This is a genomic window from Methanoregula sp., from assembly GCF_002835825.1.
Taxonomy (GTDB): domain Archaea; phylum Halobacteriota; class Methanomicrobia; order Methanomicrobiales; family Methanospirillaceae; genus Methanoregula.
In genome coordinates this window covers 1-7,793 of record NZ_PIZH01000067.1, presented here as the reverse complement: position 1 = coordinate 7,793, position 7,793 = coordinate 1, and the positions used below count along the sequence as shown (strand labels likewise).

Sequence of the window (7,793 nt, the reverse complement as noted above, 5' to 3'; positions counted from 1 at the left end):
CTTTGCAATGAGCACCGCCTCGCCGTAGGGGTCCAGCCGGGGCCGGCCGGCCCTTCCCGCCATCTGGTGGTACTCGCTTGCGGGGATTGGCTGCATACCCTCCCCGGCAGCAAACCGAAGGTAATCGCGAATGATGACCCGGCGTGCAGGGAGGTTCAGCCCCGCGGCAAGGGTCGGGGTTGACGAGATGCATTTTATCAGGCCCTTCCGGAACCCCTCCTCGACAACTGCACGTTCCGGGCGGCTGAGCCCGGCGTGGTGGAATGCCGCCCCCCGGGCAACGCAGGCGGCGAGCGTTTTGACCATCTCGGTCTCGGCGGTCTTTTCCAGCACCTGTGCAGACTCTTTCAGGTCCGGGTCCTCGCTTTTGATAGCCGCGGCAGCCCGTTTCGCAAAGGCCTCGGCATTGCGGCGCGATGAGACAAAGACCAGGCACTGGCCGCCCTCGGCAATGGTGTCCAGGCAGAGGTTAATATCATCGAAATTCTTCGAAACCACCTTGATCCGGCGCTCACCCTCCCGGAAGTGGATCCGGTCATTGCAGAAAACACCCTGGCGGAGGTCGACCGGGCGCCAGGTGCTGGTGACCAGTTCCGCATCCAGCCACCCGGCAAGGACCTTGGGATTGCCGATGGTTGCCGAGAGCCCGATCACCTGCATGGCCGGGTTCCGGTACCGCATTTTCGCTATGACCATCTCGACAACCGGCCCGCGGCGGGAGGAGTCGATGAGGTGGACCTCATCGATGACAAGGAGCGTGATGTCTGCAATCCACCGGGCATTGTTGCGCAGGAGAGAGTCCACCTTCTCACTGGTGGCAACAATGATGTCATTGTTGCCGAGGGTATCATCCCGCCGGTCGAAGTCACCGGTGGCGATACCCACACGGACACGCTTGTTGCTGAACTCCTCGTACTTCTCGCTTGCCAGGGCTTTTAAAGGGACGATATAGAGGCACTTGCCTTTTCGGGCAATATGGCTGTGCATCGCCATCTCGGCAATCAGCGTCTTGCCACTTGCAGTGGGGATGGCAACGAGCAGATTCCGGCCCTCAAACATCCCCCGCTCAACGCATTCTGCCTGGGGTGGGTAGAGCTCCTGCATGCCCTTTGCCAGGTACTGCTGCCTGAGATGTTCCGGAAGGGGGAGCTCGCCAATCTGCATGTCACACGTCCAAAATAACCCCTTTAATTCCACTGAAAAAAGCCGATATTTCAGTTCTTTTAGAGAAATCTAATCGATAAATCAAATTATTTTCCACAGGAAATGCACCAGAATACATAAATAGGGAATTCTGTTTTTGAAAAGCCCCTCAATAATAATAGCTGATCATGTCCTGCTTTGCCTCTTTCTTCTTCCGGTCAAGGAACGCAAAGACATTTTCGTGGGGAACACCCTCGATGAGCATATCCACGGCCGCCCGTGCGGTCTTGAGCTGCTCGGGGTACCCGATCAGGGCCACCGTCTTGCCGAAAACCGAGATCTCCACATCGGTCATATCCTCGATCTGTTCGCGGGCCCGGCCATCCTTCCCGATAATCCGCCCTCTCAGCCGGTCGAGCTGGCGGGGATTGTCTGCCATGCCGGCAAGATCAATTACTTCGAGGAGGAGGTCCTCATCCTCGATCATCTCGAATGCCCGTTCGGGTGAGAACCCACGGTTGATGGCATTGACGATCTCGACCGCCCTGAGAAGCGAAACGGTGTTCTCGTCGCTTCCTTCAACCTTGACGAGACCTTCCTTGCTGTCGATGGTGATGGTGGTGTGGGTCTTTGCCTCCAGCTCCTTTTTCGTGGCGCCGCCTTTTCCGATCAGCACGCCAACCCTGTTTCCGGCGATTTTTACTTCCTGCATCATATGATATCTCTCCCTGGTTAGGTATGGTGGTTCATAGGGCAATCCGGGCCGGCATCACGGCTCTGCAACATTCAGCCCGGTCACGGCATTGAAGATCTCGACCTCGTCCCGGACATCGCAGCGGTTTTTGAAAAACCGGTTGATGTTCCTGATATCCCTCATCAGGAACGGGTAAGCCCTGGGGTGATCGCGGGTGACCGACTGGCCCATGTCTATGAGATATGGTTGGTCTCCGTACAATATATTGAACTCGCTCAGGTCAGCATGGACCAGCTCAGCCTTATTGAACAGGAGATCGATATCGCGGATGATCCGTGCATACGCATCCGCGGGGTCAGGCAGGTCCGCATTCCGGATCTGGGGCCAGGGGGTCTCTCCCTCTCCCATGAACGACATGATCAGGATGTTCCGGTCCCAGACAAGCGGTTCGGGAACGGGAACTCCTGCCTCCCGTGCCCGGGCGAGATTGGAGAACTCCTTCCGCGTCCAGGCAAAGATCAGCTCCTTCTTTGCCTTCTTCACGTGGGAAAATCTCCTGTCCCCGACAATGTACGAGCTCATTGTCGTGAAATTTGCCGTACGGATCCGATAGATCTTGATGGCGATGGGGGTTCCGTCACGCTCAGCATAGAATACGTTTGCTTCCTTGCCGGTGCTGATCGATCCCCCGAGCACCGAGAACCATTTCTTGTGGACGAGCTTGTACAGGGAAAGGAGTGTTATGTCATCGAAGACATCATCCCGGACTTTGAGATCATTGGCATCCTTGATGCGGACGCCCATCTCTTCGAGCTTCTGGTCGAACCGCTCCAGTTTCTTGTCGATGTTGGTTTCCTTTTTCACGCGGTGCCACCGGTATTAGTGTATCCTGTTCACTGGATGTATTGACGGACGGGTGCGAGGATCTCGACGAGAGACTCCCCGCAGGCCTTCTTGAGATCGAGCGGGTGGACCTCTCCTTTTCCGTACGCGGCCTCAAGAGCTGCATAGCTGCCAAAGGACCGGTCACCGCCGAACTTCTCCGGCCGCCTTATGCTGATTTCCGGGAGCCGGGGGAAGACGTGGTGCTGGAAGATCTGGAGAATGGGATTCTCGGCGATCTCCGGAGGGCAGAACGCTTTCTGGCACTTCTTTCGGATCTCGTCTTCAGTATCAGCAACGGAGATGTAGTTCCCCTGCGATGACGACATCTTCTTGCCGTCTAATCCGTTGAGGATGGGGGTGTGGATGCAGACCGGGGCTTTGTACCCGAAATTGACAAGGTGCTCCCTTGCAAGCATGTGGATCTTCCGCTGGTCGATGCCACCGACTGCGGCATCGGCACTGAGCATTGCAATGTCGGCAGCCTGCATGATCGGGTAGATCATCTGCGAGACGGTGGGGGCGTCCATCTGCCTCCCGACCTCGTCCATGCTTCTTGTTGCCCGGTTCAGCGTGATCTCCTGCGAGAGGCGGAGCACCAGCAGCTCATAGTCCCGGTTGAGCTGGACATCCGATCCCAGGACATATTTCACGTTTTTGAGGCCCAGGCCCTCGAAGCAGCGCTTGTTGTAATCGGCCAGTTCGCGGACTTTTTCCATCGTCCCCTTCCGGTTCAGGAACGCGTGGAGATCGGCGAGCAGCACGGTGACCTCGAAGCCCGCTGCCTGGAGGTCGACCAGTTTGTTGATCGTGACAAGGTGGCCGAGGTGGATCTCCCCGCTCGGCTCGTAGCCGGCATAGACACGCTTTGACGGCTGTAAAAGAAGCGCCCGGAGATCGTCATCGGTGACGACTTCGACAGTGTTCCGGGTAACACGCTCGTATGCGTCCATTAAAAAGAATGGGTGATGAAGGGAGTTAATGGTTGTTCTGGATAGTGACGAAATTCAGGGCGGCGTTGGTTGAGGCAATGGACTTTGAACCATCCTTTTCTGCGCCCATCATGGCGCGGATTGCGTCGATGTTCTCCACAACAACATCGGCTTCCTGGTGGATAGCCTGGAAGAAGCAGAGCTCATTCTTGTTGGCATAGATCGATTCCTCGAAGATGCAATTCTCCCAGAGGTCGGAGCGCTGCCGGCCGAGGTCCATGGCGAATTCCTTGAGTTCAGCGGTGCTCTTTAAGCCCGCAGTCTTCTTGATGAGGCCGAGCCGGGGGTGCTTGTTGATCAGTTCGAGGACCCGATCTCTGGTGACCGGCTTCTTCGTGGTCATCTGGATCGCGTGCATGTGCATCATGGTTGTCGGTACGATCATCGCCATGGTGGTGATCGAGATGTGGGGGAGGACAGAGAGGACATCCGGGCCGTGGTGGCTGGGTACGCTGACCGGGTCGAGGACAATCGCGTCGATGGGTCCCTTCTTAATCTCACCGGGGTCCGATCCACGGCGGACCATGATGGCGTGGACGTGGGTCACACCAAATTCCTTATCGATCTCGTTGATGATCCGGCACAGGCCCGTGGTGTTACACGAGACTACCCGGACGAACTGCCTGCCGATGGCATCCTTGTAGTTGCAGGACGAGTTGAAGGAGAACCCTGCCAGCTCGTGCTCCTCCCCCCCCTGCCAGAGGGCCTTCTTGCCCAGCTTCTCGTACATCGCCTTGTTCGTTGCACCGACCTTTCCCGGTGTAGCATCTACGATCACATCGGCCGCTTTGCACATGTCCTCCACGCTGCCGGCAACCTTGAGCCCGGCCTTCTCGAATGCCTCCTTTTTGGAGATGTCCGCAATATAGAGCGGGAACCCGCGCTGCTTTGCGACGAATGCCTCCGCGTTCGGCCGGGTCTTGGAAACGCCGATCACCTTCATGTCCTTCTGGGCGGCCACCGCATCGGCCACGCGCTTGCCGATGGTCCCGTACCCGTTAATGGCAACCTTGATCATACAATCGTACATTGCGCTGGAAATGAAAAAGCTATGCGAAACGATTGCCATGAGAGGATGGAATGGCTTGTCCCGCTTCTCCAGGGTAAACACGTCTTATGATCCGGCACTTCCCGGGGCCCTGAGAATAATGCGGAGCCGGAGATCCTGATACCTCCGGAAATGCCTGTATGGGGTCGCACGGGTACATTTTTTCGGCCCTGATATGGGTGGTTGCCGGAATCACGTTGTAATTTTTATTCTGGCGAGCAATTTTCGACAAATGCCATACATTTGTACCCATGCGACCCCCTAAAACGGAGTCGCGATCATACGCAAAAAAGCACGAATTTTACATCATAAAATCATGAACAACTGGCAATCCGCTCGTGCAGGGGGTCGCGTGGGTACAAAAGGAAAGTGCTCAGATGAACAGCGCCTGGTACTTCACTACTTCCGTGCTGTCCTTTGCTGAGGCATAAAGCTCCAGCGGCTCTTTGTTCACTTCAAGGAACCGGATGCCCCAGTTCACCTTGGAGAGTAACTCACCTGCCCGTTCCTTCTCCCCCATAATATAAAGCGCCCCCGCTACCGCTTCGACCGAAGAGAGTTTGCAGGGCTTGCCGAAGTTCACCGGGTTTACCGCCATCAGGAAGGGGAGTGCCCTCCGGATCCGCCACGAGCTGATCGCGCCGATATTCAGTACCTCCCAGGAACAGTCCAGCACAGTAAGAGATTTCACGAGCCGATCTGCGGGAGAGAGCGCCTGTTCCGCTGTGGGATCTAGGATCAGGGTATTCCTCGGGATCTGCTGAACCTTTTGGAAGATCTTCAGAAAGCCGGCCCGTTCGAGCTTCTTTACCGTGCACTTCCGGGGATCGCAGCTGTTGTCCCGGAAGGCATACAGGGGTATCATTGATCATCTGTGCGTGTCAACACTCTAAATAATGTACGTGCTCTGCAGCCCCTGCATCCTCAACCCGGGCCTCCGGGCCGAAGGGATCACAAAACCCTCGGACATCGAGGCGTTCCAGCGCACGAAAGAACGGTGCGATGAATTCGGGATACAGATGGTTCCGCTGCCCTGCCCCGAAACGCTCCTCCTCGGCCCTGCCCGCCAGCCCGGCACATTCCTGGAACGGCTGGACAGCCCGGCATTTTCCCGGCTGCTCGATGATCTCGAGACAGAGGTGAAGGAGATCATCAGGAAGGAGGGTCCGCCCCTGTGCATTATCGGAGTGAACTCGTCTCCCACCTGCGGGGTGACCACCACGTATTACGGCAGCAGGGGTAATGAATCCCCGAAACGTGCGGGCCGCGGAGTATTCCTCTCGCGGTTTCCAGAGATTACGGCCATGGATACGATCACGTTTTCCCGTTACCGGGTGTACCTGGCAGCACCCCTCTTCTCGGCAGCGGAACGGACATATAATGCCTACATTACCGGCCTGTTGCGGAAGAACTTCTTCTCCGTCCACCTCCCGCAGGATGCCGGCGACGATTCGGCAGCCCGTGGTAAAAAAGAGCACGAACGGCTTTTCCGGTTAAATCTGGCAGCACTGGAAAACTCGGACATCGTTGTTGCCGTAATCGATGGGGCGGATGCGGACTCCGGAACCTCGTGGGAGATGGGATACGCCTATGCACGGGGGAAAAAAATCATTGCCCTCAGGACGGACTTTCGGCAGGTTGGCATCGATGAACAGGTCAACCTCATGCTGGAGCAGTCAGCAGGGCTTGTTTCAACAGAAGAGCAACTCCTTGATGCATTGTCTGCACCGGCGCTTTTAAAGGAAGACCGGTAGCAGTTATCTGCAGGTGAATGAGGCTGAGGCCGTACGCCCAAAGAGGCCCCCTTCCCCGGTAATACGTGCAAGAAACTATAAGGGAATATTCACGCAATAGTACTGAGTTGTCATGGCGAAGAAGCGAGAGGAAAAAGGGAGAAGCGGCCGGAAGGACGTTGTTGGGGCAGGGATTTGCGATCTGGATAACGGGTATGCGTCCCCTGTCCGCTCGTTTCAGGACCTGACCCTGGGAAACATTAGCTCGCTCCTCTTCCACAGCCGCTATACCCAGCTCCTTCTCGCCCTCACTCTCATCGGTGCCATCCTGCGGTTTGTCAACCTCGGTTTCAATTCTCTCTGGCTTGACGAGGCCTCGACCTATACGTTCGCATCGATGTCCCTTTCCGGCATCTGGGCGGCAACGACCGGCGGGGAATTCAATCCGCCTCTCTTTTACTGGATCGAGCACCTCATGCTCGTGTTCGGGAACAACGAGACAGTTCTCCGTTTCGTGCCTGCCTTGTTCGGGGTCCTGACCATCCCCCTGATGTATTGGGTCGGGAAGGAGTTTATGGACCGCAATGCCGGCATTATCGCCGCCGCTGCCTGCACGTTTTCCCCGTTCCTGATCTTTTATTCCCAGGAAGCACGGGCCTACTCCATGGGGCTTTTCTTTGTCACGTTTGCCATGGTCTTTTTCTTAAAGGCACTCAAGACCAACAATGCTATGCACTGGGCCCTCTTTGGTGCACTCTCAGCACTCGCTTACTGGACCCATTTCTATACGCTCGTCATCACCGGGACGCTCGTCCTGTATGCAATCTTCGTGAAGGCAAAAGAATGGATTAAGGATCTCCGTTCCCTGAAGCCGGCTCTCATAGGGGCGGGCACGTTTGTCATCATCAGCCTGCCACTCCTTGTACTGACGCTTCAGCTCTTTACCAAACGGACAGAGGGAGGACCAACATTCGGGATACAGGGAGCTGGCATCATCACTGAGACCTTCCGCCAGCTTTCGGGATTCTCGGAGCTTGTGATGCTCCTGTTCCTTATCCTCTTCGTGGTCGGGATCATCCAGGCCTTCGTTGTTGACCGGAACAAAGGGATCTTCCTTGTTGCTCTTACCTTCCTGCCGTTTGTCATCAGCTGGTTCCTCTCCTACAGGATTCCGATGCAGCCACGATATCTCATCATCCTTGCACCGGTGGATTTTATCGGTATTGCCCTTGCCTATAAACCCGTCTTCTCCCTCATCAGGAACCCGAAGATTGTTTACGGGATTATGGCACTGCTTGTCG

General features: G+C 56.2%; 8 protein-coding genes. 2 read left to right on the top strand and 6 right to left on the bottom strand.

What is annotated here, in order from left to right; translation table 11 throughout:
- The 6 genes from CW742_RS04030 to CW742_RS04005 all read right to left on the bottom strand — a co-directional run.
- On the bottom strand, nt 1-1,164 hold a 1,164-nt coding region (locus CW742_RS04030; RefSeq protein WP_292416791.1), incomplete at its 3' end, for a DEAD/DEAH box helicase.
- Nucleotides 1,165-1,312: 148 nt separating this feature from the next.
- Nucleotides 1,313-1,858, bottom strand: a complete 546-nt coding sequence (locus CW742_RS04025; RefSeq protein WP_292416788.1) for a KH domain-containing protein — start codon at nt 1,856-1,858, stop codon at nt 1,313-1,315.
- 54 nt (nt 1,859-1,912) lie between these two features.
- A complete protein-coding gene (locus tag CW742_RS04020) occupies nt 1,913-2,641 on the bottom strand; it encodes a serine protein kinase RIO (RefSeq protein WP_292416797.1) in 729 nt (242 codons plus the stop codon).
- A gap of 89 nt (nt 2,642-2,730) precedes the next feature.
- Nucleotides 2,731-3,672, bottom strand: a complete 942-nt coding sequence (locus CW742_RS04015; protein WP_292416784.1) for a tyrosine--tRNA ligase — start codon at nt 3,670-3,672, stop codon at nt 2,731-2,733.
- A 25-nt stretch (nt 3,673-3,697) separates the two neighbouring features.
- The gene (locus CW742_RS04010; RefSeq protein ID WP_292416794.1) at nt 3,698-4,729 is read right to left on the bottom strand and encodes a type II glyceraldehyde-3-phosphate dehydrogenase; all 1,032 of its coding nucleotides are present in this window, start codon (nt 4,727-4,729) and stop codon (nt 3,698-3,700) included.
- Nucleotides 4,730-5,132: 403 nt separating this feature from the next.
- Nucleotides 5,133-5,624 carry a DUF367 family protein gene (locus CW742_RS04005; RefSeq protein ID WP_292416782.1) on the bottom strand — a complete coding sequence of 164 codons (492 nt, stop codon included), beginning with the start codon at nt 5,622-5,624 and terminating at the stop codon, nt 5,133-5,135.
- 31 nt (nt 5,625-5,655) lie between these two features.
- Between CW742_RS04005 and CW742_RS04000 the strand changes: the two genes are divergently transcribed.
- Together CW742_RS04000 and CW742_RS03995 are read left to right on the top strand one after the other, a co-directional pair.
- Nucleotides 5,656-6,513: a nucleoside 2-deoxyribosyltransferase gene (locus tag CW742_RS04000; protein ID WP_292416778.1), complete on the top strand. Its 858-nt coding sequence runs from the start codon at nt 5,656-5,658 to the stop codon at nt 6,511-6,513.
- Nucleotides 6,514-6,625: 112 nt separating this feature from the next.
- The coding region (locus CW742_RS03995) for a glycosyltransferase family 39 protein (protein WP_292416775.1) at nt 6,626-7,793 on the top strand (1,168 nt) is incomplete at its 3' end.

Coding starts and splice junctions, on each gene's coding strand:
- CW742_RS04025 (WP_292416788.1), bottom strand. CDS start 1,858: ATGATGCAGGAAGTAAAAATCGCCGGAAACAGGGTTGGCGTGCTGATC.
- CW742_RS04020 (WP_292416797.1), bottom strand. CDS start 2,641: ATGGGCGTCCGCATCAAGGATGCCAATGATCTCAAAGTCCGGGATGAT.
- CW742_RS04015 (WP_292416784.1), bottom strand. CDS start 3,672: ATGGACGCATACGAGCGTGTTACCCGGAACACTGTCGAAGTCGTCACC.
- CW742_RS04010 (WP_292416794.1), bottom strand. CDS start 4,729: ATGATCAAGGTTGCCATTAACGGGTACGGGACCATCGGCAAGCGCGTG.
- CW742_RS04005 (WP_292416782.1), bottom strand. CDS start 5,624: ATGATACCCCTGTATGCCTTCCGGGACAACAGCTGCGATCCCCGGAAG.
- CW742_RS04000 (WP_292416778.1), top strand. CDS start 5,656: ATGTACGTGCTCTGCAGCCCCTGCATCCTCAACCCGGGCCTCCGGGCC.